Genomic DNA, 23,204 nt, shown 5'->3' with positions numbered 1-23,204 from the left:
TGCTATAATCCTACTTAACATATCGGAAATAATAGAATTTATGCGTATTCTACCGGACAGCCGGAGATGCATCCTTGGATCAACTAGTGATCCGAGGTGTGTCTTCGGCTGTTTTTTAGATATCAGACTTCAAGGCAGGGTCTTGCTGATATCGCAAGAAAACCTACCCTTGAATCGGCTCGCTCATCCTTTGAAAAAGCCTCGATAGAGGTTTTCTTATATGAATCTTATGAGGAGGCTCCAATGTATGAAGTATAGACCACTGGGCAGAACGGGAGTTCAAGTGTCGGAGGTGAGTCTCGGGACCATGGCTTTCGGGCGTTGGATCGATGAGAGGGCTTCGGCCGCCGTATTGGATGTGGCGCTTGCTTCTGGAATCAATCTGATTGACACGGCTGACGTATACGGCACGGGTATGGATAACGGGAACGTAAATCAGCTTGGGGAGTCAGAAGAAATTTTGGGCAGGCTGCTGAAGGAGCGAAGACAAGGCATTCTCCTGGCTACGAAGCTGCATAACCGGATCGGGCCCGGCATTAATGACCAAGGCCAAAGCCGTTATCATATTTATCGCGCGCTGGAGAACAGCCTTGTTCGGCTCCAAACGGATTATATCGATTTTTATCAAGTGCACCGGTTTGATGAGTTTACTCCGCTGGAAGAGACGCTGGAGGCGCTGACGGATCTTGTGCGACAAGGCAAAGTCCGCTATATCGGCTGCTCGAACTACGCGGCCTGGCAGCTGGCCAAAGCTCATGGCATCAGTGCGCTCCACGGTCTTCGCAGTTCGAAAGCGTACAGCCGGAATACAGTCTCATTACAAGGGATATCGAACGTGAATTAATTCCCTTTGCCCAGTCCGAGCATGTTGGGGTTATCGTGTACAGCCCTCTGGGCCGGGGCATATTGTCAGGGAAGTACCGGGCGGGGGAAGCTCCCCCATCGGACTCGCGTCTGGCTGCAGGCGAACAGAGACTGCAATTGCTGCTGAACCAGAGGCATGCGCTCTCTATTGTAGAAGCGATCCGGCCGCTGGCTGAGTACCGGGGATGGACGCTTCCGCAGTTCGCCCTGAACTGGGTGCTTAGCCGCCCGGGCATCACATCAGCCATTGTCGGAGCATCCAGGGCGGAGCACATTGCAGATACCTTGAAATACTCGGATGAGCGGCTGACAGAAGAAGAACTGAAGGAAATTGATCGTTTATCGGAGGAAATCCGTGGATAAAGCAGATATAGCGAAATACCTATACGGCACGATAATGATCAATCGTAACCAATATGGATCAGGAAGGTGACACAACGATGAGTTCAAAACGTCGTCAATTGCATCTTGGATTGTTTTTATTCGGGACAGGCTATCATCCCGCGGGCTGGAGACTGCCTGAAGGCAAAACGGACGGGGCTTACGATCCCCAGTTCCTGAAGGAAGTCGCCCGGAAGCTTGAAAAGGCCAAGTTCGATTTCTTCTTCCTGGGGGACCGATTGGCCACGAGCGCGGACATGCAGCATTTATTCCCTTCGCAAATGACGCGGCTGGAGCCGTTTACGATGCTGTCCTATCTGGCGGCGGCAACGGAAAAAATCGGTTTGATCGGCACGGTGAACACCACCTATGCCGAGCCTTACAACATCGCACGCTTCACGGCATCGCTGGATCATCTTAGCCAGGGCCGTGCCTCATGGAATGTCGTGACGGGCTCCGATCCGCGGGCAGCGCTGAATTTCAGCCGGGAGAAGCATTGGGATAACGCCAAGCGGTACGACTACGCCGAGGAATTCATCGAAATCGTCAGCGGGCTGTGGGACACCTGGGAGGACGACTCCCTACCGCGGGATAAAGCAAGCGGCGTGTTCGCCGACGGGAGCAAGGTGCATGCTCTGGATCATGTCGGCGAGCACTTCTCCGTTGCGGGTCCGCTGAACATTCTGCGCCCGATACAGGGGCAGCTTCCGTTGATCACGGCTGGAACCTCCCTGCGCAGCCAAATGCTGGCGGCCAAGTATTCCGACATGGTCTTCACGGGAACGAATGTAAAGGAAGTAGCCGTCAAATTTTACAAGGATGTGAAAGGCCGACTGCCGGAGTATGGAAGGGCAGCTTCGGATTTGAAAGTCCTGCCGGGGCTGGTTCCGATCGTGGGCCGGACGGAGGAAGAAGCACGGGCCAAATATGCGGAGCTGAATGAACTGGTTGTGACCGATTACGATCTGGGTCCGCTGTCGGATAAGATCGGGATCGATCTAAGAGGATTCTCACTGGACGATCCTCTGCCGGATGTATCGGCTTCGGAAACGGCCTTGCACTGGGCCGACTTGGCCAGAGCGGCCAACGGGCGCGCGGATATTACGATCAGGGATCTGTTCTATCTCTTTACCGTCACGGTCCGCGGGCATTTGCTAGTTGTCGGCAGTGCACACCAGGTGGCGGATATCATCGAGGAATGGTTCCGGGATGAAGCGGCCGATGGATTCAATGTGTGCCCGCCTTATATGCCGGGTGGACTGGATCTGTTCCTGGAGCTGGTGGTTCCTGAGCTTCAGCGTCGTGGCTTATTCCGCAACGAATATGAAGGCAGCACCTTCCGGGAGCACTTGGGACTAAGCCGCCCGGGGAACCGATACGATCTGATTGCGAAGGGGTGAGCCTGATGGGAACGAGGCATGCCAGGAAATACCGCGGCATCTGGGCGGGGCAGGCGGCTTTGCTGCTGATCATATTGGGGATTTGCGAGCTCCTGGTTCGCACGGAGATCGTCAGCAGCCTGTATCTGCCTGCGCCATCGCAGGTATTCCGTGAGCTGTTCAAACTGTTCGGTGACGGGGAGATTTGGAAGCACCTGTACGTCACGCTGGCCGAATTCGTTACGGGCTACGGCATTGCTGCCCTTGGCGGTTTGGCCGTCGGCATGGCTCTGGTGCTGATCCCTTGGGCGGAGCAATTCTTCCGGCCGTATCTTTCGGCGCTGATGGCGATTCCGAAGGTTACGATCGTGCCGCTGCTTGCGCTCTGGCTCGGGATCGGGGTTACGCATAAAATATCGATTGTGTTCCTGTTCTGTTTCTTTACGATCACGGTCAATACGATGACCGGGATCAAACAGACGGCGGATAATCACCTGAAGGTCGCCCAAGTGTTCGAAGCCACGCGGAATCAGACCATCATGAAGGTGATTTTGCCATCGGCTGCGCCGACTATTTTTGCGGGTCTTCGTTTATCGGCTGCAACCGGACTGGTTGGGGCTCTGTTCGGGGAGATGCTGGCGTCGAAGGATGGCCTTGGCAATATACTCGTGAAGGCGACATCGCTGTATAATACCGCGCAGGCCTTTGCCATTGTAGCACTGGTTACCGTCGTATCCGTACTTATTATTTCATTGATCGATTTGTTGGAACGCAATGTGTTTTTGAAATGGAAATCATCATAATCCATCAGAAAGAGCGTCACATACAAGGGGAGAGATTCATATGAACAGAAGGAAAATACGTCCATACATCATAGCGCTTGCGGCGTTATGGTTAATCGTCATAACGGCCGGCTGCGCAAGCGGCACGGATAGCGGCAAGGGAGCAACCCCCACAGAGGCCGGAGAAAGCGCTGCGGGAACCAAGCTGGAGAAGATCCGTTACGCGCCGCTTAGCGGCGTCAGCGGATTGGCGGTGTCCTTCGGGGCGGAGAAGGGATTCTTTGAGGAGGAAGGACTCGACGTCGAGTTTATTACCACCAAGGACCCGATAGCCGGTCTGACCAGCAAGGACATTGACGTGGCTGACGTAGCCACGACGACAGCGATTGTGGCAGCGGGCAAGGGCGCTCCCGTCAAAATCGTCTCCTCCATGTTCCGGACCAAAGGCCCGTTCTACCTGATTGCCTCGCCGGAGATCAAGACGGTGGAAGACCTGAAGGGCAAGAAGGTGGGCATCGCCGTGTTTGGCAGCGGACTGGAGGTGTATACACGAGTCATTCTGAAGGAGCATGGCTTGAAGCCGGAGGATGTAACCTTCATTGCTAACAGCACGCATCAGGCGGCTTATGCGAGTTTGGAAACCGGACAGGTAGACGCCACCATCATCCATGAGCCGTTTGCTTCTCTCGCGGAGAAGCAGGGAAAAGGCCATATTATCGCTACAGGTTGGGATTACCTGCCGACCTTCCACACCGGGGTGCTGGCGGCGCGTGACGGCATATTGAACGAGAAACCGGAATTGGTCGAGAAGCTGCTGAGGGCTTATTTCAAATCGCAGGAATATGCGAAGAGCCATCCGGACAAGTATAAGGCGTACTATCTGAACCATATCGAGATTGATCCCGAGGTGCTGGATCTGGCGCTGGAACGTGAAGAGGTGCTGTGGGAGAACAACCCGGACGTGGACATCAACGCGCTGAACGATACCCAGCAGATTCAGAAGGAGTTAGGCTTCCAGGATGAGATTTACAAGGTGGAGGACATTCTGGACCTGAGGTTTATTCCGAAAAAATAAAGTGTGGCAGGAGGCGTTCCTATGTCGGGATTTACGGTAGAAAATGTCTCGAAGGTCTATGACGGCGATCTTCCTACGATCTCGCTTCAACATATAAACTTGCAGGTCCGGGATGGCGAATTCCTGTGCATTCTCGGGCCGAGCGGCTGCGGGAAAAGCACCCTTCTCGAGCTGCTGGCGGGGCTGCAGCTTCCGACGGAAGGCGAAATTTTGCTGGATGGCGCGAAGGTTCAAGGACCCACGCGGAGCTCAGGGGTCGTATTCCAGGATGCATCCCTGTATCCGTGGCGTACCATCTCGCAGAATGTCGGCCTTGGGCTGGAGCTCGCCGGCATGAAAAAAGCGGAGCGGCAAACGCTCGTTGACAAATATCTGAACATGGTCGGTCTGCAGGGATTCGGTTCCAAATATCCCCACCATCTGTCGGGAGGCATGCGGCAGCGGGCAGGGATCGCTAGGGCGCTTGTAAGCAGCCCCAACATCCTCCTGATGGACGAGCCGTTCGGAGCGGTGGACCATTTGACCCGGCTTCAGCTCCAGCAGGATCTGCTCCGCATATGGCAGGAGGAGAAGAAGACGGTGGTGTTTGTGACCCATGACGTATCCGAAGCCGTCTTTCTGGCGGACAGGGTCGTCCTGCTTTCCCCGCGTCCCGGGCGCATCCACCACATTTTCGACGTTCCCCAAGAGCGTCCGCGCAAGCGGGAGGATGTCGGTCTCCTGAAGATTCAGAACGACATCTACTCTGCAATCTATGACGTGAAGACAGAAGAGGATTTGGAATTTACGATTTAACAACAGCTGCTGGAAATCAGAAGGGACGTGGATTTATTGTCAAATCTCGTAAGCAAGGAATGGGTGCTGGAGCAGCTGGAGTTTAACCCGGATCAGCTGGTTATCGCGGATGTCCGATTCAGCCCGGGCAATGAGGGATACGGGCTCGAGGCTTATCAGCGTGAACATGTGCCCGGGGCTGTATTCATCGATTTGAAAAAGGATCTGACGGATCCTCCAGGCGAGCATGGCGGGCGGAGTCCGCTGCCGCATCCGGAGGAGCTGGCCAGGCGACTCGGCAATCTCGGAATCGATGCAAGTACGCCTGTCGTTGTCTATGATGATGACCTCCGCTCGGAGGGGGCGCGGTTATGGTGGATTTTGAAATACCTGGGCCATGAATCGGCATATATATTGGATGGAGGTTTCGCAGGCTGGAAGTCAGCCGGGTATCCGCTCATCTCGGGGAAAATCGAAGTGACGCCGCGTTCTTTCCAGTCAAGCGTGCAGAAGGATTGGCTGGCTGATGTGAACGAGGTGAGGGCGAAGCTTGGCGCAGCCGGCGTGACCCTGCTCGATTCAAGGGATTGGAAGCAGTTCACGGGAGAAACGGCGCCGCTGGATCCGGTAGCCGGACATATTCCGGGGGCGGTGCACGCCTATTGGAAGGACGGTATAGATGAAGACGGAACACTGAAGAGTGCAGAGCGGCAGCTTGAGCGTTTTGCAGGAATAGCTCCAGATCATGAAGTGATTGTGTATTGCGGCTCCGGGCTGTCCGCGTGCCCGAATGTGCTGGCTTTGCAAGAAGCGGGATACCGCAAGGTGAAGCTGTATGCGGGCAGCTGGAGCGACTGGATCAGCTATAAGGATCATCCGGTGGCCATTGGGAACGTGTAAAGCGGGAGAGCCTGCGTCTGACGCGGGGGCATATCAAAATAGATAACATATGGAAGGTTTGTCGACCAGATCACTGGAGGCATGGCAATGAAGCCGTGCCTCTTTGTTGTTTTTATGCCGTGAAGGCAGGAGTATCATGCTCCGCATTTGGCATTTGGCTGGAAGCATTTTATTTGAGGCGGGAGGGATTTCGTGTGAAGGAAATGGTCTTCGAATATGCCGATATGAAGTACTCCATACCTTCGGATATGGAAAAAAGGGGTGGAATCTGGATTCTGCGTACGGGCCGGAGCCGGGTCAAACCCCACTATTTCGTAGGCCCCAAAGTATCCGAAAATTATGCGCTGCATTTTGTTCTGAACGGAATGGTTTCACTGGCTTACGGGGACGAGGAGGTTACGCTGTCGGCAGGGGATGTCTTTTGCCTGTTTCCTCATACGAGGTACAGCTACTGGGAGCCGAACGGCCATCTCGAACCGACGCTGCGCATGCAGTGGGTCGTGTTGGATGGAGGATTGACCGACATGGCTTTGAGCCGGATTGGGCTGCATCCAAGCAAGCCTTATGTGCAGAACGTGATGAAGGGTGAGCTGCAGACGGTGCTCGATCAAATGAATAGGTGTGTTAACAACGATACCATCGGAAACGAGTTTGCACGACAGAAATGGTTATACCGGCTGTTTGAGCTGCTGGCGGGTGCCGCGGTCCAAAAAGGGAGTAAATCGAACTGGCTTGAGCAAAGCGTCCATTATATGGATTCCCATTACATGGAGGGGATCACCGTTACGGATGTGGTCGAGCATGCCGGCGTACACCGGACGCATCTGTACTGTGAATTCATTCGAGTGTACGGCATCAGTCCAAGCCATTATCTCATGAAGCTGCGGATGGAGCGTGCAGCGGTGCTGCTGACTGAAACCGATGTATCCGTCACGGAGGCGGCTTTTTCGCTGGGATACTCCAACCTCCACACGTTCTCGAGAGCATTCGCTAAATATCACCACGTGTCGCCTACCTCGTATCGGCAGCAGCATGTGCCGGTTCCAATTTAGTAGTACATAGGAGAGGATATGCATAACAAGACTGTAACAGGGAGAAGCAAAACCTGCTGCAGTCTTTTCGCTTGGAAAGGCAGCAAGTGCCGTTAAATAGTGTCGTTTTATCCTTAAAATGGCTGAGATTTCCAAAATATTTGTGTGTACGATAGAATGGATCCACCATTCCCGGTGGTTATTACATCCATTTGATGGAGGGAGGTCTTAAAGAGATCAGAGATTACGGAAGCACGGATGTTCTTGCTTGCATTCACTCTACATTTCAAGAAAGAGGTGTTGTTCATGAAAAAGCTAAGTGTGTTCAGAAAGAAAATGACGACTGTACTTATGGCTGGCAGCTTGTTGTGCGGATTGTTGGTACCGATTCAAGCGTCGGCTGCCGACGTTGCATTTAATGAGCCGCTGAATGGCACGAACCCTAATCTGTTCTATACTTCCGATGGATGGGGGAATGGGCCGGATTTCGGGGTGGGCTGGAAGGCGGCAAACCAGGAGTTCTCAAACGGAATTATGGCTTTACGACTGGACAATGCGGGATGTCCTGCGAGCTGCTCGGGCAAATCCTATGCTTCCGGTGAATATGCGACACATCTAAAGTACGGTTACGGCCGTGTTGAAGCGCGGATCAAAGCGGCCAAGGGAACGGGCTTGGTTACGAGCCTTTTTACGTATTCCGGTCAAGCCACAGGCACGTCCAATGACGAAATTGATATTGAAATCCTGGGGAAAGACACCACGAAGATGGAAACAAATTATTTTACCAATGGGGTAGGTCAGCACAGCACCATCATCAATTTAGGGTTTGATGCGTCGCTCGATTTCCATAACTATGCGTTCGAATGGTCGCCATCATCCATCAAGTGGTATGTAGACGGCCAACTGGTCCACACGGAGAATGGCTCACGCGGGGCGCTTCCGACTAGCCCGGGCCATATCATGGTTAACCTATGGTCGGGATCGGGACCGGCCGAGATATGGACCGGGAAGTTCAATTACCCGGGTTCGCCGGTCCGTGCGTACTATGACTGGATCAAATTCACGCCGGCCAACTAGTTTATCGGGTATTCAGCAGGTTTTGATCAGGTATGTTGAAGTTTCCTTGATCAGCATCCGCTTATTGTTCTGGAATCATCGCACCAACAAGCTGCCCCAGGTCAGAAATGACATTTGGGGCAGCTTTTTATTTACAACTATGGAACATAGATGATAGAGTCTTTCACAAGAAATGTATGGATGCAACGCTTACAAAAAAATATCGGTTATGGAGGGATTTATCATGCCATCGATCATGCGGGAAGAAGCGATACCGAAGGAAAAAGTAATATTAGCCAAGAATTATCCGGTTTTTGTCGCCGATACGATTGGCGTGACCAGCCCCTATCAAAAGCTTCATTGGCACAATGTGCTGGAGATAAATTACATTAAATCCGGTACGGGTTACTACATCATCAATGGGCAAAAATTCGAATTCCAGCAAGGGGATGTACTGCTCATCAACTCGAATGATCTTCATTGCGCTTACGAGACGAAGGATCTTGTCATGACCGTCATTTCATTCGATTCGACTTGGTTTATCCATAACCTCCGGTTCGATCCGGAGCTGTTCAGCCCGTTCCGCGAGATGGGCAAGCATTACATGAACCTGATCCCCCGCGACCACCCGGCGATGGATAAGCTGCGTTCGCTGCTGTTTGAGCTGCAGAAGGAGCATGTGGGGGAACAGCGGTCTTACGCTACGATAGTATACTCGCTTCTGCTTCAGTTCCTGGCTACCGTAAACCGGGAGTGCCGGATCGAAGGGGAGGGCGGGAGCGAACCCAGCATCAGCGAACGGCAGCTGGAGAAAATGCGTCAAGTCATCATGGTGATGGAGCAAAATTTTGCCCACCCCTGGACGCTGGAGGAATTGGCTTCCCTGGTCTATCTCAGTCCTTCCAGGTTCAGCGAAATATTCAAGCGTGCGGTCGGGATGCCGCCGCTCTTGTACCTGATCCACATTCGGCTGGAGCAGGCGGTCACGATGCTGGAAGGAGGACATATGAAAGTGATGGACGTCGCCCTGGAATGCGGCTTCCGTACGCTGACCAACTTTAATCGGCTGTTCAAAAAGCACATCGGCATGACGCCGAAGGCTTCACAAAAGCAACATTCCTAAAAACCAGTGAAATAGTGCTGGTTTTTGCTTGTTTTAGCAGAGAAATGAGCCTGGTCAGGCGATACAATAAAGTGGCAAGCATCTCAAGAATATGTCAATAAACCTAACACAAAATATTAAAGGGGGAGATGCCAGTGCCGCAAATCGGGATCGACAGCAGGGCGGAGACGCATGTGAAGAAAGGCCGCTTGCGCCGCTTTCTGAAGCAATGGGATATACAGCTGATGGTGCTTCCGGCCATGATGTTCATTCTGGTTTTCAGCTACATTCCCATGTACGGCGTGCTCATGGCGTTCCAGGACTACAGTTTGTTCAAGGGGTTTCTGAACAGCCCGTGGGTCGGCTTCAAGCATTTTGAGATGTTCTTTGGGGCTCCGGAGTTCTGGACCATTATGCGGAACACTCTGGTCATCAGCCTGCTGAAGCTGTGCATCGGGTTTCCTGCACCGATCCTGCTTGCGTTGATGCTGAATGAAGTAGGGAGGCATTCCTTCAAAAGAATCGTCCAGACCATCAGCTATCTGCCTCACTTCTTGTCGTGGGTCATCGTCTCGGGCTTCGCGATTTCCATTCTGTCCACGGACAACGGCAGTCTGAACATTCTGCTGCAGAAGCTGAGCCTGATCGATGAACCGATCAATTTTCTATCGGAGCCGAAGTATTTCTGGAGCATCCTGACGGTAACGAATGTGTGGAAGGAGATCGGTTTTTCCTCCATTGTGTATTTGGCGGCCATTGCTGGCATCAATCCCCAGCTGTATGAAGCGGCTTCCATTGACGGTGCGAGCCGTCTGAAGCAGATCATCTCCATCACGATTCCGTCCATCATGCCGATTATCGTTGTGTTCTCGATTTTGGCGATCGGCAATTTCCTGAATGCCGGTTTTGAGGACATTTTGCTGCTGGCCGGCAATCCGGTATTGCGGGATGTCAGCGACGTGCTGGACACGTACGTCTACCGGATTGGCATTCAGAACAGCCGATTCTCCTACGCTACAGCGGCAGGTCTATTTAAGGCAATCATCAGCGTCTTGTTATTGGCCGGAGCCAACTACTGGGCCCGACGATCGGGGAACAGCCTATGGTAGGGAAGAAAGGGGAGAGATGTTTATGAGGCTGTCAAACGGAGACCGGGTATTCGTTGGGTTCATCTACGGTTCTTTGGCATTGCTGGCATTTATCGCGCTGTACCCATTCTGGAACGCGGCCATCATCTCGTTCAACTCGGGGACTGACACGATGAGGGGCGGCATTACGTTCTGGCCACGCGAATTTACGCTGGAGAATTACCGCGTCGTGTTCAAGGACGAGCGCCTCATTGACGGGTTCGTCATCTCGGTGCTCCGCACGGTCATCGGTACGCTTCTATCCATTGTAGCAACCGCCATATTCGCTTATGGCATATCCAAGCGCGAGTTGATGGGCCGAAATTTTTATATGGTCACTTGCATCGTAACGATGTACTTCAGCGGCGGACTCATTCCGAATTATTTGCTTATTCGGGAGCTGGGCCTGATGAACACGTTCTGGGTTATGGTCATTCCAGGTATCATCAGCGTGTGGAATATGATCATATTCCGGACGTTCTTTAAGGGCATCCCGCCCGGCCTTGAGGAGTCGGCCCATATCGACGGTTCCTCGAACTGGGGCGTATTCTTCCGAATCGTGCTTCCGCTATCGGGACCGGTCATTGCGACGCTGTCGTTGTTCACGGCCGTATATCATTGGAATGATTGGTTTGCGCCAAGCATTTACATATCCAACGCGGATCTGCTGCCGATACAGACGAAGCTTCAGCAGATCCTCAATGCCAATATCATGATGGAACAAATGCAGAACATGGATGCGGCGGCGCAGGGCCGGATGAGCGCGATGAAGGCCGTAACGACCAAGTCCTTGTCCATGGCGACCATGATGGTGGCAACCGTCCCGATCCTGTGCGTATATCCATTCGTTCAGAAGTATTTTGTGAAGGGTGTGTTAATCGGTTCTTTGAAGGAGTAATTCACCAGCAACCTTGCCAAGGGTTTGAAGCGGCAGCTTTGACCATAGATGAATCATGAAGGGAGCACTTGGAATGAAAAAAAGGGGAAAAAGGCTTCTATCTGCATGGTCAGTCACGCTTGTCATCGTTATGGCTTTAACGGGATGTTCGGGTTCAGGAGGTAACTCAGCAAGCCCGGAGAAGGAGAGCCCAGGCTCGCAAAACAAGGAGAAGCCAGCCGGAGAGGATATCTTTGCGCTGGGAGAGAACCCGCTGGAATTTTCGTTCTACGGCCACTATGACTGGTATACCATGCCGGATTGGGGTGCGGATCCGGCAACCAAGTGGATCCAGGAGAACAAGAAGGTCAACGTGGTCCCGGTCAGCTCCGGCGGCGTTGCCAAGAACAAGCTTAGTACGATGATCGTGTCCGGGGAGCTGCCGGATGTCATATGGATGGAGCGGGGTGCGGAGGTTGAGAGGCTTCGTGCCGAGGGCATGCTGGTGCCGTTCGACGATTATCTGGATAAATACCCGAATTTGAAAAAATGGGCCGGGGAGTCCACGCTCGATTTGCTTCGCTCGCCGGACGGCAAGCTGTATCAATTCCCGAACTGGTATACGACGCAGCCGAACGGCAATGCCGGCTATCTCGTCAATAAAAAGATTTATGAGGAGCTCGGATCGCCAAAACTGGAAACGCCGGATGATCTGTACGCCTATCTGAAGCAAGTGAAGGCAAAGTATCCGAATGTCGTTCCGTTGGAGGTAGGCCAATCGGCAGCGGGCGTGGACATCATGGTGTCGGCTTTTGCCGAGAATCGCCCGTATACGTTCAACAGTATGATTGCCGTACCCCAAGGGGATCAACTCGTGTCGCTGTTCACGGATCCCGTTTATCGCGAGCTGCTTCAATATATGAGCCGATTGTACCGCGAGAAACTCATTACGCAGGATGCCTTCACACAGAAGCTGGAGCAAGTTGAACAGAAGATTCTGAGCGGCAATGTGGCAGTATATGTGGCATCCAGCCCTACCGAGTTCGGTTCCAAGGGCAACAATCTACTGAAGGCACAAGACCCCGATGCTGGTTACATCATGATATGGCCGGTCCACAAGGAAGGATTGGATCGCAACAAAATTTTCCCGGGCGACTACAAACAGCTTGGCTGGAACGTCAGCGTCATTACGCAAGCGGCAAAAGATCCGGAAGCTATTTTCGCGTTCCTGGATTGGTTTACCGGTCCCGAGGGCCAGCGGACGATCATGTGGGGACCTGAAGGTTTGTACTGGGACGGGACGGACGAAGAGGACATGCCGCTGTTCACCGATAAATTCACCAGCGATGCGAAGGGACGCGATGAGCTGATGAACGCCACGGTCAACTTCCAGTGGAACGGCAACACGGTGTATGTCGACAATTCCAAGATGAAATTCGAATCCACGCTCCCGCCGGAGAAGCGGAACTTCGAAACGTATTGGCAATCGGAGATTACCTGGAAGACGCAGATGAACACGACGGAGTACGTTAATCTCGATCCGGCAGGCGATTCGGAGGAAGGCATTATTGCACAGCGCGTGTTCGAAATTTATGAGCAGGTTAGAGCCAAGGCGATCAGCTCGGCCTCCTCAGATCAGGAAGTGCTCTCGCTTCTGGATAAGGCAGAGGCGGATGCGCAAAAAGCGGGTTATGACAAGCTGTTGAAGTACAAAACGGCAAAATGGCAGGAGAATAAGCAGAAGCTGGAAGCATCGAAATAAACGTCACGGCGAAGCCGTCGTTCTTTCAGGGGCTTGCGGAATATCCGCTGGCATTCCTTGGGCAGGACGGCTTCATGAGCCGGGCATCATAGGAGAGATCATACTTGAATTACTACTTGGGAGTCGATGGCGGAGGAAGCAAAACGCTGGCCGTCGTGGCGGACGAGACGGGACGAATCGCAGGAAAGGGAATGGGCGGCTGCGGCAACCATCAGCTTGGGGCAGCGCTTGCGGAATCCAGCATCAGGCAGGCCGTGGAAGAAGCGCTTGGGCAGGCGGGACTACAACGAGAAAATATCACCTGTGCGTCTTTCGGGCTCGCAGGAGCCGACCGCGAGGCGGATTTCCGCATCTTGCGGCCCATGATCGGCGCCATGGGCTTCAAGAAACACCATATCGCATGTGATACCGTCATTGCCATGCGAGCCGGCACAAGACAGAGGGACGGCGTTGTCCTAATATGCGGCAGCGGAACGAACGGTTACGGCGTCAACGCGGCAGGCGAGGAGGTTCAGATCGGAGGATTCGGTTATGCGTTCGGCGATTTCGGTGGAGGCGCTGACCTTGCCGTCGAGGTGTTTCGGACGGTCGTTCGTTCCTGGGAAGGCCGTGAGAAGCCGACTTCTTTGACGCCGCTCACGCTGGATGCGCTTAGATTCAGCAGCGTGGAGGAGATGTTTCACCGATTTTTGGACGAGGGCAGAAGGGCGCCGCATACTTTGGCGAAGCTGCTGTTTCAAGCTGCACCCGTGGATGAGGCTGCAAGAAAGATATTGGAGAGACAAGGGATGGAGCTGGGGAAGGTCGCCAGCGCGGTTATTCATAAGCTTAACATGGGCAATGACGCCTTCGACGTCGTGCTGGCAGGCAGCGTCCTGACCAGGGGAGAAAGGGAATATGTCGTTCCGTATATCGAGTCTCAGGTTCTTGCGGCAGCCCCGAATGGCCGGCTGCGCATTCTGGACCTTGAGCCGGCAGCAGGTGCCGTCCTGCTCGCAATGGATGATAGCGGCGTCGTTCCGGGCACTGCCGTGTATGAACAATTGCAGCAAGAGCTTGCCGTGAAGGAGAGGAATGTGGAATGGGCACTGGATTGAAGGTTGCTGTTATCGGTGGTGGATCCTCGTATACCCCAGAGCTGATTGAAGGTTTCATCCGCCATTATGCGTCGTTTCCGGTGACGGATATCGTCCTCGTGGATATCCCGGAAGGCCGCCGTAAGCTCGAAATTGTAGGCGGCCTAGCCCAGCGAATGATTGAGCGAAGCGGATTGCCGATTCGTATTACGCTAACCTTGGACCGTAAGGAAGGTCTGAAGAATGCCCATTATGTATCGACTCAGATGCGAGTCGGGCTGCTGGAGGCCAGAGGCTGGGACGAAACGATTCCCTTGAAATACGGAATGCTCGGGCAGGAGACGACCGGAGCCGGCGGCATGATGAAGGCTCTGCGTACGATACCGGTTCTTCTGGATATATGCAAGGACATGGAGGCATTATGTCCTGACGCCTGGTTGTTGAATTTCACCAATCCCGCCGGGATGGTAACGGAAGCCATCATGAAGCACTCCGGCATCCGCTCCATCGGTTTGTGCAACTCCCCCATCGCCGCTTACAAATGGCTGTCCGGGCTTTACGAGGTGCCGGCGCAGCGCATCTACTGCGAGTTTGCCGGATTGAATCATCTGCACTGGATCAGCCGAATTGAGGTTGACGGGAAGTCGAAGCTGGAGGAGCTACTGGCTGCAGGCGGGAGCTATTCTGCCGGCAACGTGCCTCAGTTGGCCTGGAATGATACGCTGATTCGGGCGATGAGTGCGATTCCGTCCTATTATTTAAAATATTATTACCTCCATCGCGAGATGCTGGAGGAGCAGCAGGCTGCCGCGGTAAGAGGGGAGACAAGAGCCGAGACGGTCCAGCGTCTTGAGGAAGAGCTGTTCGAGATTTACGAGCAGCCGGGGCTCGCGGAAAAGCCGAAGCAGCTTGAGCAGCGCGGCGGTGCTTATTACTCCGAGGCGGCCGTCAATCTGATGAAGGCTATTCATACGGATAGCGGTGAGATTCAGACGCTGAATGTCATGAACGGCGAGACGCTGGACTTCCTGCCGGCGGATGCCAGTATCGAGGTGAACTGCGTCGTGACGAAGAACGGTGCGGTTCCGGTGCCGGTCGAGCGAGTACCGGCTGCGGCGGTGGGCCTGATCCAAGCCGTGAAAACCTACGAAAGTTTGGCTATCGAGGCGGCAGTAACGGGAAGCAGAGAGAAAGCGCTGCTCGCGCTTAGCGTTCATCCGCTCATCGATTCCGTTGGTGCCGCGGAAGCGATGCTGGATGAGATGCTGGAGCGGAACCGTTCGTATCTGCCGCGATTTTTTCAGGAGCAAGAAGTTCGGTAAGCGGTGACTGACGTTTAATACAAGCTATTACTTGTATACCCTAAGCCATTAAGCGTCTAATATTTTCAAGAGCGGCAAAAAGAGCCTGGAACTCCGCGTTCCAGGCTCTTCTTTATGGGCTGGGTTGCTGACCCTAGTCGGTTGTTGCGTTTCGTATAACGGATACGCTGGATTCCCTGACGATGAGCCTCGGTTCGAATTGCACGCGTTCGTATTGGCCGGACTTTTGCTCGCGAAGGCGCTTGAGCAGCAATTCCGTAGCCAGCCGGGCTACTTCATCGCCCATGATGGACACCGAGCTGATCTGAGGCGTCGTGACGGTGGTCCATACATTGTTATCGATGCCGACGACGGCCACATCATCGGGAACCCGGATCTTCAGCTCTTTAAAACGGTTGACGATACCGATCGCAACCATATCGTTTACCGCATAGATGGCGTCCGGCATATGCCTCAGGCCATAGAAATAGTCCGCCGCACGAACCCCCGTTTCAAACGAGAAATCCTCCCCGAAATAGACAAGCGACGGATCGACTTGCGTCAGCGACTGCTCATAGGCCCAATACCGCTCTTCGATTTTATCTTTGGGCGCACCGGCGTAGGCAATGCGGGTCCGACCGATTTTCAGCAGATGCTCCATGACAAGCCTGCCCTCCTGGCGTGCCAGGCCGACGATATCGGCTTTATACTCATCCCCCAGCTGTTTCCCATAATTAATGATCGAGACGGGGAGGCTGGATTTGTTGATCAGGTCGCCCAGCGTTTTCGGATAAGCCAGCGGCATAATAATCAAGCCGTCTACGTGCAGCTTCTTGATATCTCTCACGATTTCAAGCTCGTTACGGGCATTCCCGGCCGTATTGATCTGAACGACCCGATATCCGTGCTGCTTGGCGGTCTGTTCCACCGACCAGGCGATTTCCGGGATGATTGCATTTCGGATGTCAGGCACGGCCAAGGCGATTTGATTCGTCTGCCGAACCTTCAGGCTTTGAGCCGATGTATCCGGACTAAATCCGATTTCTTCGATCACCTGCATGATCCGTGCTTTCGTTTTCGGACTGATCCCCTTGCTGTCGTTGATGGCTCGGGACACGGTGGCAATGCCAACGCCCGCTTGTTTGGCGACATCTTCAATCGTCACTTTTTTGGGATTCACCATATTCAAAAAGTCCTCTCTCTATATCGGAAACGTTTCCTGTTATTGATCTGATTCGAAATCCTAATGGAGTAATATCTATATTATAACATTAAGAATACCTTCAATTCATAGAACACCTCGGCAAAGAAAAGAGGCAAGGCTGAAGTGGGCGCATAAAAAGCTGCAACTCCTTAAAAAAAGTCGATGTACCCTGATCACCGGTTGTCCATGACTTTTCATACATTATAGTCCATCATGTTTGACAGATTGTCAAAACTGTGACATATTTGTTTTCGGAAACGTTTCCTGTTTTGTTTTATTTTTTCGAACCCATAAGGAGATGAAGACAATGCAAGCATTGCGCTGGCATGGAGTAAAGGATCTGCGTTTGGAGACCATTGCGGAGCCGCAAGTTACGAGTGGAAAAGTGAAAATCAAGGTTGAATGGTGCGGGATTTGTGGCAGCGACCTCCACGAATACGTAGCCGGACCTATATTTATACCTGAGAATACGCCTCACACCCTTACCGGAGAACAGGCTCCGGTGGTTATGGGCCATGAATTTTCCGGCCAGGTGGTAGAGGTTGGCGAAGGCGTTACGAAATTCAAGGCCGATGACCGCGTGGTTGTTGAGCCTGTATTTGCATGCGGAAAATGCGAAGCTTGCAGACAAGGCAAATACAATCTGTGCGACGAAATGGGCTTTCTCGGCCTTGCCGGCGGTGGCGGCGGATTCTCCGAATATGTCGCCGCGGATGAGCATATGGTTCATAAAATTCCGGACAGCGTCTCCTATGAGCAAGGGGCTTTGGTAGAGCCTTCGGCAGTCGCTTTGTATGCCGTACGCCAAAGCCAGCTCAAGGCAGGGGATCGGGCGGTCGTATTCGGTGCGGGGCCGATCGGTCTGCTTGTCATCGAGGCATTGAAGGCAGCAGGGGCGTCCGAGATTTACGCGGTGGAGCTGTCGGCTGAGCGTAAACAAAAAGCTGAAGAATTGGGTGCCATCGTGATTGATCCGAAGGCTTACGATGTGGTTGAGGAACTTCATCGCCGGACCGGCGGCGGGGTAGATGTCGCATTTGAAGTGACGGGTGTTCCGCCTGTACTGAATCAAGCGATTAACTCTACAAAGATTGGCGGGCAGATTATGATTGTGAGCATCTTTGAAACCTCCGCTCCGATCGTGCCGAATGACATCGTGATGAAGGAGCGCAATATTACCGGAATCATCGGTTATCGCGACGTATTCCCGGCTGTCATTAGCTTGATGGAAAAAGGATTCTTCCCTGCGGATAAGCTGGTCACCCAGCGGATCAAGCTGGATGAGGTTATCGACCGGGGCTTTGAGGCTCTGCTTAAAGAGAAGAACCAGGTGAAGATCCTGGTGAGTGCTCACTAAACGCAGTAACGCATTTGCACAAGCTTTAGCACATTATACAAAACAACGGCGATTACCTCCGAATGGATTCGGGAGGTGATCGCCGTCTTTTTTTAACTCATTCAATTAATCCTTGATCAACAAATAAATAAAGTAGGGTGCTCCGAGACATGAAACGACTAATCCTACAGGAATCTCGGAAGGGGCCATTAGGTTCTTGCCGATCATATCGGCCACAAGCAGCACCAGTGAGCCGAGCAGCGCAGAGACCGGCAGCATTCCCTGATGACGGGGCCCTACCAGCTTACGCGCCAGATGCGGAGCAACCAGTCCAAGAAATGCGATCCCGCCGCCTACGGCCACGCAGGCGCCAGCGAGGGCAACGGAGATGAACAGCAGCGTTCTTCGCTCGCGTTCTACCGTGACCCCAAGTCCCGCTGCCGTGTGGTCCCCCAGGTTGAGCACATTCAAATGTTGCGATTTATACACCGCCCAGGGAATCAGCAGAAGGATCCACGGGAGGATCGCAACGACATATTCCCAGCTTGCGCCCCAAATGCTTCCGGACAGCCAGATGGTAGCCTGCATGAAATTGTTAGGGTCCATCATGAGCTGGAACACGATAATAAGCGCGCCGAAAGCCGCGTTGATGCCAATCCCCACAAGCACCAGCCGGATCGGCGTTACGCCTTGCTTCCAGGCCAGCGAATAGATGAGAAAGGCGGCAAGAAAAGCACCGAATAGGGCGGCAAAAGGCATGATATAGACGGACCATATGCCGGAGCTGAACGAGCTGCCTTGGAAATAAAAGATATACATCACGACGGCCAGTCCTGCTCCGGAATTAATGCCTAGGATGCCCGGGTCTGCCAGCGCGTTCCGCGAAACACTCTGCAGAATAGCACCGGAGACGGCGATTCCCGCACCGATCAGGATGGCAATGACCATGCGGGGTAAACGGAAGTGCATCAGAACGGTATAATTTTGCTCAGATCCCGTCCCGTTGAATGCTTTGATGACCTCAGCGAGCGGGATTTTCATCGTTCCCATATTCAGGCTGACCAGAAACACGGCTAATATGGCCAGCAGCAGGATCATCGACACGGACATGATTTTTCGCGTTGTATTCATCGTTACAGCCCCCTCCCTTCCCGACGTGCAAGATAGAGGAAGAAAGGAACGCCGATCATGGCCGTAATTGCGCCAACAGGCGTCTCGAACGGAGGGTTGATCATCCGCGCCCCCACATCGGCAAACACCAGCAGAAGTGCTCCCATGACAGCAGAACAAGGGATGATCAGCCGATAGTCGGGACCTACGATGAAGCGAACGATATGCGGGATGACAAGCCCCACGAATCCGATCGTTCCGCCCACAGCTACCGCTGCGCCCGTGAGGAGCAGCACAACGAGCGTGCCCAGAAACTTCACGGTTCCTGTTTTTTGGCCAAGCCCGGTAGCGACCTCTTCGCCCAGGCTCATGACGGTAATGGATCTGCTGAGTGCGAGTGCAATGAGCAGCCCGATGATGGCGACAGGGATCAGAAGCTGCACGTTCACCCACTGCACGCCCGACACGCCTCCGGCATACCAGAAGCTGATATCCTTGGCAACGTTAAAGCGGATGGCAATGGCCGAGGAAATCGAGCTTAGGAGCGCGGTTACGGCAGATCCGGCCAGAGCCAGCTTGACGGGCGTCAGGCCCCGTTTGGATAACGAGCCGATGAGAAGCACGAGTCCGGCCCCAAGGCCTGCACCGGCAAAAGATAGCAGCATGAGCACGGTGTTGGATGGAGACTCCATAAAGGCAAACCCGATCGACATCATGAAAGTGGCACCTGCGGTGACTCCCATAATGGAAGGGGAAGCAAGCGCGTTTCTTGTCATGCCTTGCATGATGGCTCCGGAAACCGCCAGGGAACCGCCGATTAGTGCAGCTGCCAGGGCCCTCGGCATGCGCAGTCTTTGGATAATCTGGTGCGAGGTGGAATGGGCATCGAAGCGGACAAACGCCTCCCATATGGTGGACAGCTTAATGTTCGAAGCGCCATAGATAATGGAGGATGCCATCGCGGCAGCCAGCAGACCAAGCCCCAGCAGAATGACGGCCGCGGCTGTCTTGGGACGATAAATGGATTTTGCGGTTGATTTGTTAATGGGCTGATTTGCTTGCATAGTCACCTAAACCTTCGTGTTGATAAAAAAATAAGAATGAAAGTATTGTAATTGAGAATGAATTTCATTATCATGGTTATATTATATCACTTCATCCCAAGATTGCTAGTGATCTAAGCAGAAAAAATATACATAAAGGGGACCTGTAACAATGAGTCGATTTAAGAAAAAAATATGGATAATCGCAGGACTATTGGCAGCTTTCACGCTGCTTGCTGCTTGTGGAAATAGCAAGGACGCAGCCGGGAACGAGCCAACGGAGGCGCAAACGCCAAGCGAGCAGAACGGCGGCAGCGAAGCGAAGCCGGAGGAAGGAAGCGCGGAAGCCAAGACAGAACGAACACTGACAGACGCCATGGGTCATGAGGTGAAAATTCCAGCCGAGCCGAAACGGGTGATTGCTTCTTACTTGGAGGATAACCTGGTGGCGTTAGGAATTACCCCAATCGCGCAGTGGTCGGTCAAAGGCGGAAGCGTCCAGGATTATCTGCAGGATTCATTGAAGGATGTGCCTACGATTGAGCATGATCTTCCCTTTGAAGCGGTAGCGAGCTTCCAGCCGGATTTATTGATTATGGACTCGGCTTCCATGGTAGAAGGCAATAAGTACAGCCAATACGAGAAGATTGCTCCAACCTACGTCATCGGCAATGAGGTCAATAACGATTGGCGCGAAGAGCTGAAGAAAGTAGGGGAAATCTTTGGCATGGAGGAGGAAGCGCAAGCGGCACTCGATCAATACGAGCAGAAGGCAAAGGAGGCCAAGGAGAAAATCCAGCAATCGATCGGCGGTGAATCTGCTGCAGCGATATGGCTTGTCGGCGGTAAATTGTTCGTCGTAAGCGAGACATTGTCCAGCGGAGCCGTTATGTACGGCGACTTGGGACTTACGGTACCGGACGTGGTGAAGGAAATTTCGGCATCGGCTACGGGCAACTGGTCCTCCATTTCCCTGGAGAAATTGGCCGAGCTCGACGCGGATCATCTGTTCTTTATTAACAGCGACGGCGAAGGGGCGGATGTGCTTCAGGATCCGCTCTGGGCGAATATTCCGGCCGTTAAGAACGGCAACATCTATGAATATGGAAAAGAAACAAGCTGGCTGTATACCGGTACGATTGCCAACGGCCAGATCATCGATAACGTGCTGGAGAGTTTGGTGAAATAAACGCTGTTAGATCGAGCCAATCAGCCGCCTTCCCACATTAGTGGGGAGGCGGTTTTTTGTATGGGTACGTATATGGAACAGGGACGGCGCAAACATTCAGCAGGAAAACGTGGGCACTCACAGAACTAATTAGCGAGGTGGGAATGATGATGCCGAAGTATATGCCGGACTTATCCAATGTGCAGGTGAAGCTGAACCGATACTGTATGCGAATCTCAGGGGATCCATGGGAAGCGGAGGATCTGCTGCAGGACGTCATGATAAAGGTGATGCGAGCCGTTGAAACCGATCCTGGAAAACACCTGTCCAATGCCTATTTATATCGCATCGCAAGCAACGCGTGGAAGGACCGACTGAAGAAGGATAAGCCCGGAATGAGGGCTTCCCAGGATGAGTTAGCAGATAGGGCGGCCGAGGATGACGGCTTATCCACCAGGGAGCTCTTGGAGGCCTTAGCGGACCGGTTGTCCCCACGGGCGATGGTTATTTTGCTGCTGATGGACGTTTTTGACTTCACGGCCAGGGAGACGGCTGATTTTCTCTTCATGTCGGAAGGGACGGTTCAGGTGTCGCTCGGACGTGCGCGAACCAGGCTGAAGAAGCTGCATCGCTTGCAGCAAACAGGCATGGAATCTAAGCCGCAAGAGAAAGCCCGGGCAGGCACAGCGGCAGGACTGGATATGGATGGGCTTGTGGAGGCTTTTCGGAAAAGGGATCCCAAAGCCATTTGTACCTCGTATCTCCAATTGACGAAGCTGCGAATAAGAATAAGCAAATTGAGCCGGGTTGGCGGAGCCCTTGCATTTCATATGGAAGATCCGGATGGAAATGTATGGAAACTTACGGAATAAAACATTATATTTGGACGCTGTTTGGTTTTAGCTCGAAAATTCGTTACTTATGTGTCAGTAGCTATATAAGCAAATCAAAGAGGAGGAAGTTTTTTGAAAAAATCCCTTTTGTACGGCGTTGGCATCTTTGTACCGGTCAGTGATCTGAAGCGTTCGACGGCCTGGTATACGGACATGCTCGGGTTTGAAGTGATCCATACGGATGAACCGAATGCGGTGGTCATGCGAATGAACGATGAGAAGGTATCCTTCTGCCTCGTGCGGTCCTATGAAGTGAAGCAGCCGGTTTTTCCCAGAAATGATTATGGCGTGGGGCAATATTTCAACCTGCATACCACGAATGTAAGTGAAATTCATCAACGATTGGTTTCCAAGGGAGCCGACGTGACGGAAATTGAGGATTTTGGCGGGTTCAAAGGCTTTTCCCTGACGGATCCAGACGGCAACCGCTGCGGAGTGACCGAGTAACGACAGCGAGAAGCAGAATGGCTATAACCGACGGGCATCGTGTTTATCCAGATGATCGATTAGGAAAAACACCCATTCATTGATTTGGCATGGATGGGTGTTTTTGCTGCGGTGACTATCGAATGTTGCATCAACAGTCGTATCAATTCGGTTATTCCTGATCCCGACAGTGCTCCTCGGCCGCCAAAGTAAACTCCTCCTCATTCTCGGAAGCAAGTTTATCACCGTATTGGTCCAAACGCTCAGGGCTGCTGGAAGGACCGTCGTTCTTAGGTTTGCTGTTTCTGCCTGTCATGCTGTATTCCTCCTTATGTGGGGTTCTCATCGATTGCGAACGTACGAATGATCGTACTTTGCGAACGTTTATGTTGTTCCTGATTTGGCTCGGGATTATGCACGCAGGGTCTCATCTTCCGTTTATGAAGTTATGATGAAAGCGCTCGTAGCTGCTTGTTCGTTTCAGCCGTGAATGATACCATAATAGAATTTAGAAGATTCATAGATTCAGCACGCTTA

The 23,204-nt window shown here is 52.9% G+C and carries 21 protein-coding genes and 1 pseudogene; 18 read left to right on the top strand and 4 right to left on the bottom strand.

Annotation, left to right across the window (positions count from 1 at the left end; all coding sequences use genetic code 11):
• Nucleotides 1–247: 247 nt before the first annotated feature.
• The 14 genes and pseudogenes from BJP58_RS13030 to BJP58_RS12965 all read left to right on the top strand — a co-directional run bounded on the left by BJP58_RS13030 (nt 248) and on the right by BJP58_RS12965 (nt 15,508).
• Nucleotides 248–1,227: pseudogene (locus tag BJP58_RS13030) on the top strand (aldo/keto reductase).
• A 77-nt stretch (nt 1,228–1,304) separates the two neighbouring features.
• The gene (locus BJP58_RS13025; protein WP_194544262.1) at nt 1,305–2,645 is read left to right on the top strand and encodes an LLM class flavin-dependent oxidoreductase; all 1,341 of its coding nucleotides are present in this window, start codon (nt 1,305–1,307) and stop codon (nt 2,643–2,645) included.
• 5 nt (nt 2,646–2,650) lie between these two features.
• A complete protein-coding gene (locus BJP58_RS13020) occupies nt 2,651–3,427 on the top strand; it encodes an ABC transporter permease (protein ID WP_194544261.1) in 777 nt (258 codons plus the stop codon).
• 40 nt (nt 3,428–3,467) lie between these two features.
• A complete protein-coding gene (locus tag BJP58_RS13015; protein ID WP_194544260.1) occupies nt 3,468–4,481 on the top strand; it encodes an ABC transporter substrate-binding protein in 1,014 nt (337 codons plus the stop codon).
• Nucleotides 4,482–4,502: 21 nt separating this feature from the next.
• Nucleotides 4,503–5,276, top strand: coding sequence for an ABC transporter ATP-binding protein (locus tag BJP58_RS13010; protein ID WP_194544259.1), 774 nt, complete (start codon nt 4,503–4,505; stop codon nt 5,274–5,276).
• A 36-nt stretch (nt 5,277–5,312) separates the two neighbouring features.
• Complete coding sequence (locus BJP58_RS13005; RefSeq protein WP_194544258.1) at nt 5,313–6,155, top strand: sulfurtransferase; 843 nt, start codon at nt 5,313–5,315, stop codon at nt 6,153–6,155.
• Nucleotides 6,156–6,358: 203 nt separating this feature from the next.
• Nucleotides 6,359–7,207 (top strand): AraC family transcriptional regulator, encoded by an 849-nt coding sequence (locus BJP58_RS13000; RefSeq protein ID WP_233355137.1) that lies wholly within the window; start codon nt 6,359–6,361, stop codon nt 7,205–7,207.
• A 285-nt stretch (nt 7,208–7,492) separates the two neighbouring features.
• Nucleotides 7,493–8,263, top strand: a complete 771-nt coding sequence (gene bglS / locus BJP58_RS12995) for a beta-glucanase (RefSeq protein WP_194544256.1) — start codon at nt 7,493–7,495, stop codon at nt 8,261–8,263.
• A gap of 223 nt (nt 8,264–8,486) precedes the next feature.
• On the top strand, nt 8,487–9,365 hold the full coding sequence (locus BJP58_RS12990) for an AraC family transcriptional regulator (RefSeq protein WP_194544255.1): 879 nt from the start codon (nt 8,487–8,489) through the stop codon (nt 9,363–9,365).
• Nucleotides 9,366–9,493: 128 nt separating this feature from the next.
• Nucleotides 9,494–10,453, top strand: coding sequence for an ABC transporter permease (locus BJP58_RS12985; RefSeq protein ID WP_374198183.1), 960 nt, complete (start codon nt 9,494–9,496; stop codon nt 10,451–10,453).
• Nucleotides 10,454–10,475: 22 nt separating this feature from the next.
• Nucleotides 10,476–11,369, top strand: coding sequence for a carbohydrate ABC transporter permease (locus tag BJP58_RS12980; RefSeq protein ID WP_194544254.1), 894 nt, complete (start codon nt 10,476–10,478; stop codon nt 11,367–11,369).
• A gap of 73 nt (nt 11,370–11,442) precedes the next feature.
• Complete coding sequence (locus BJP58_RS12975; RefSeq protein WP_194544253.1) at nt 11,443–13,110, top strand: extracellular solute-binding protein; 1,668 nt, start codon at nt 11,443–11,445, stop codon at nt 13,108–13,110.
• Between the two features lie 104 nt (nt 13,111–13,214).
• Nucleotides 13,215–14,207 (top strand): N-acetylglucosamine kinase, encoded by a 993-nt coding sequence (locus tag BJP58_RS12970; RefSeq protein WP_194544252.1) that lies wholly within the window; start codon nt 13,215–13,217, stop codon nt 14,205–14,207.
• Nucleotides 14,192–15,508, top strand: a complete 1,317-nt coding sequence (locus BJP58_RS12965; protein ID WP_194544251.1) for a 6-phospho-beta-glucosidase — start codon at nt 14,192–14,194, stop codon at nt 15,506–15,508. Before BJP58_RS12970 ends, BJP58_RS12965 begins: the two co-directional genes overlap by 16 nt.
• 133 nt (nt 15,509–15,641) lie before the next feature.
• Here BJP58_RS12965 and BJP58_RS12960 read toward each other — a convergent pair whose 3' ends face one another.
• Nucleotides 15,642–16,670: a LacI family DNA-binding transcriptional regulator gene (locus BJP58_RS12960; RefSeq protein ID WP_113057555.1), complete on the bottom strand. Its 1,029-nt coding sequence runs from the start codon at nt 16,668–16,670 to the stop codon at nt 15,642–15,644.
• A 328-nt stretch (nt 16,671–16,998) separates the two neighbouring features.
• Between BJP58_RS12960 and BJP58_RS12955 the strand changes: the two genes are divergently transcribed.
• Nucleotides 16,999–18,048 (top strand): 2,3-butanediol dehydrogenase, encoded by a 1,050-nt coding sequence (locus BJP58_RS12955; RefSeq protein ID WP_194544250.1) that lies wholly within the window; start codon nt 16,999–17,001, stop codon nt 18,046–18,048.
• 105 nt (nt 18,049–18,153) lie between these two features.
• Here BJP58_RS12955 and BJP58_RS12950 read toward each other — a convergent pair whose 3' ends face one another.
• Nucleotides 18,154–19,158 (bottom strand): FecCD family ABC transporter permease, encoded by a 1,005-nt coding sequence (locus BJP58_RS12950; protein WP_194544249.1) that lies wholly within the window; start codon nt 19,156–19,158, stop codon nt 18,154–18,156.
• A gap of 2 nt (nt 19,159–19,160) precedes the next feature.
• On the bottom strand, nt 19,161–20,201 hold the full coding sequence (locus BJP58_RS12945) for a FecCD family ABC transporter permease (protein ID WP_194544925.1): 1,041 nt from the start codon (nt 20,199–20,201) through the stop codon (nt 19,161–19,163).
• A gap of 151 nt (nt 20,202–20,352) precedes the next feature.
• Here BJP58_RS12945 and BJP58_RS12940 point away from each other — a divergent pair, with 151 nt between their 5' ends.
• The 3 genes from BJP58_RS12940 (at nt 20,353) to BJP58_RS12930 (ending at nt 22,688) form a co-directional block, all read left to right on the top strand.
• A complete protein-coding gene (locus BJP58_RS12940) occupies nt 20,353–21,369 on the top strand; it encodes an iron-hydroxamate ABC transporter substrate-binding protein (RefSeq protein WP_194544248.1) in 1,017 nt (338 codons plus the stop codon).
• A gap of 56 nt (nt 21,370–21,425) precedes the next feature.
• Complete coding sequence (locus BJP58_RS12935) at nt 21,426–22,220, top strand: RNA polymerase sigma factor (protein ID WP_233355062.1); 795 nt, start codon at nt 21,426–21,428, stop codon at nt 22,218–22,220.
• A gap of 93 nt (nt 22,221–22,313) precedes the next feature.
• On the top strand, nt 22,314–22,688 hold the full coding sequence (locus BJP58_RS12930; RefSeq protein WP_194544247.1) for a VOC family protein: 375 nt from the start codon (nt 22,314–22,316) through the stop codon (nt 22,686–22,688).
• 151 nt (nt 22,689–22,839) lie between these two features.
• Here the strand turns inward: BJP58_RS12930 and BJP58_RS12925 are convergent, their stop codons facing one another.
• The gene (locus BJP58_RS12925; RefSeq protein WP_194544246.1) at nt 22,840–22,983 is read right to left on the bottom strand and encodes a hypothetical protein; all 144 of its coding nucleotides are present in this window, start codon (nt 22,981–22,983) and stop codon (nt 22,840–22,842) included.
• Between the last annotated feature and the right edge of the window lie 221 nt (nt 22,984–23,204).

The sequence above is a fragment of the Paenibacillus sp. JZ16 genome, from assembly GCF_015326965.1.
Classification (GTDB): Bacteria; Bacillota; Bacilli; order Paenibacillales; family Paenibacillaceae; genus Paenibacillus_AQ.
This window is presented reverse-complemented; position numbering and strand designations above follow the sequence as displayed.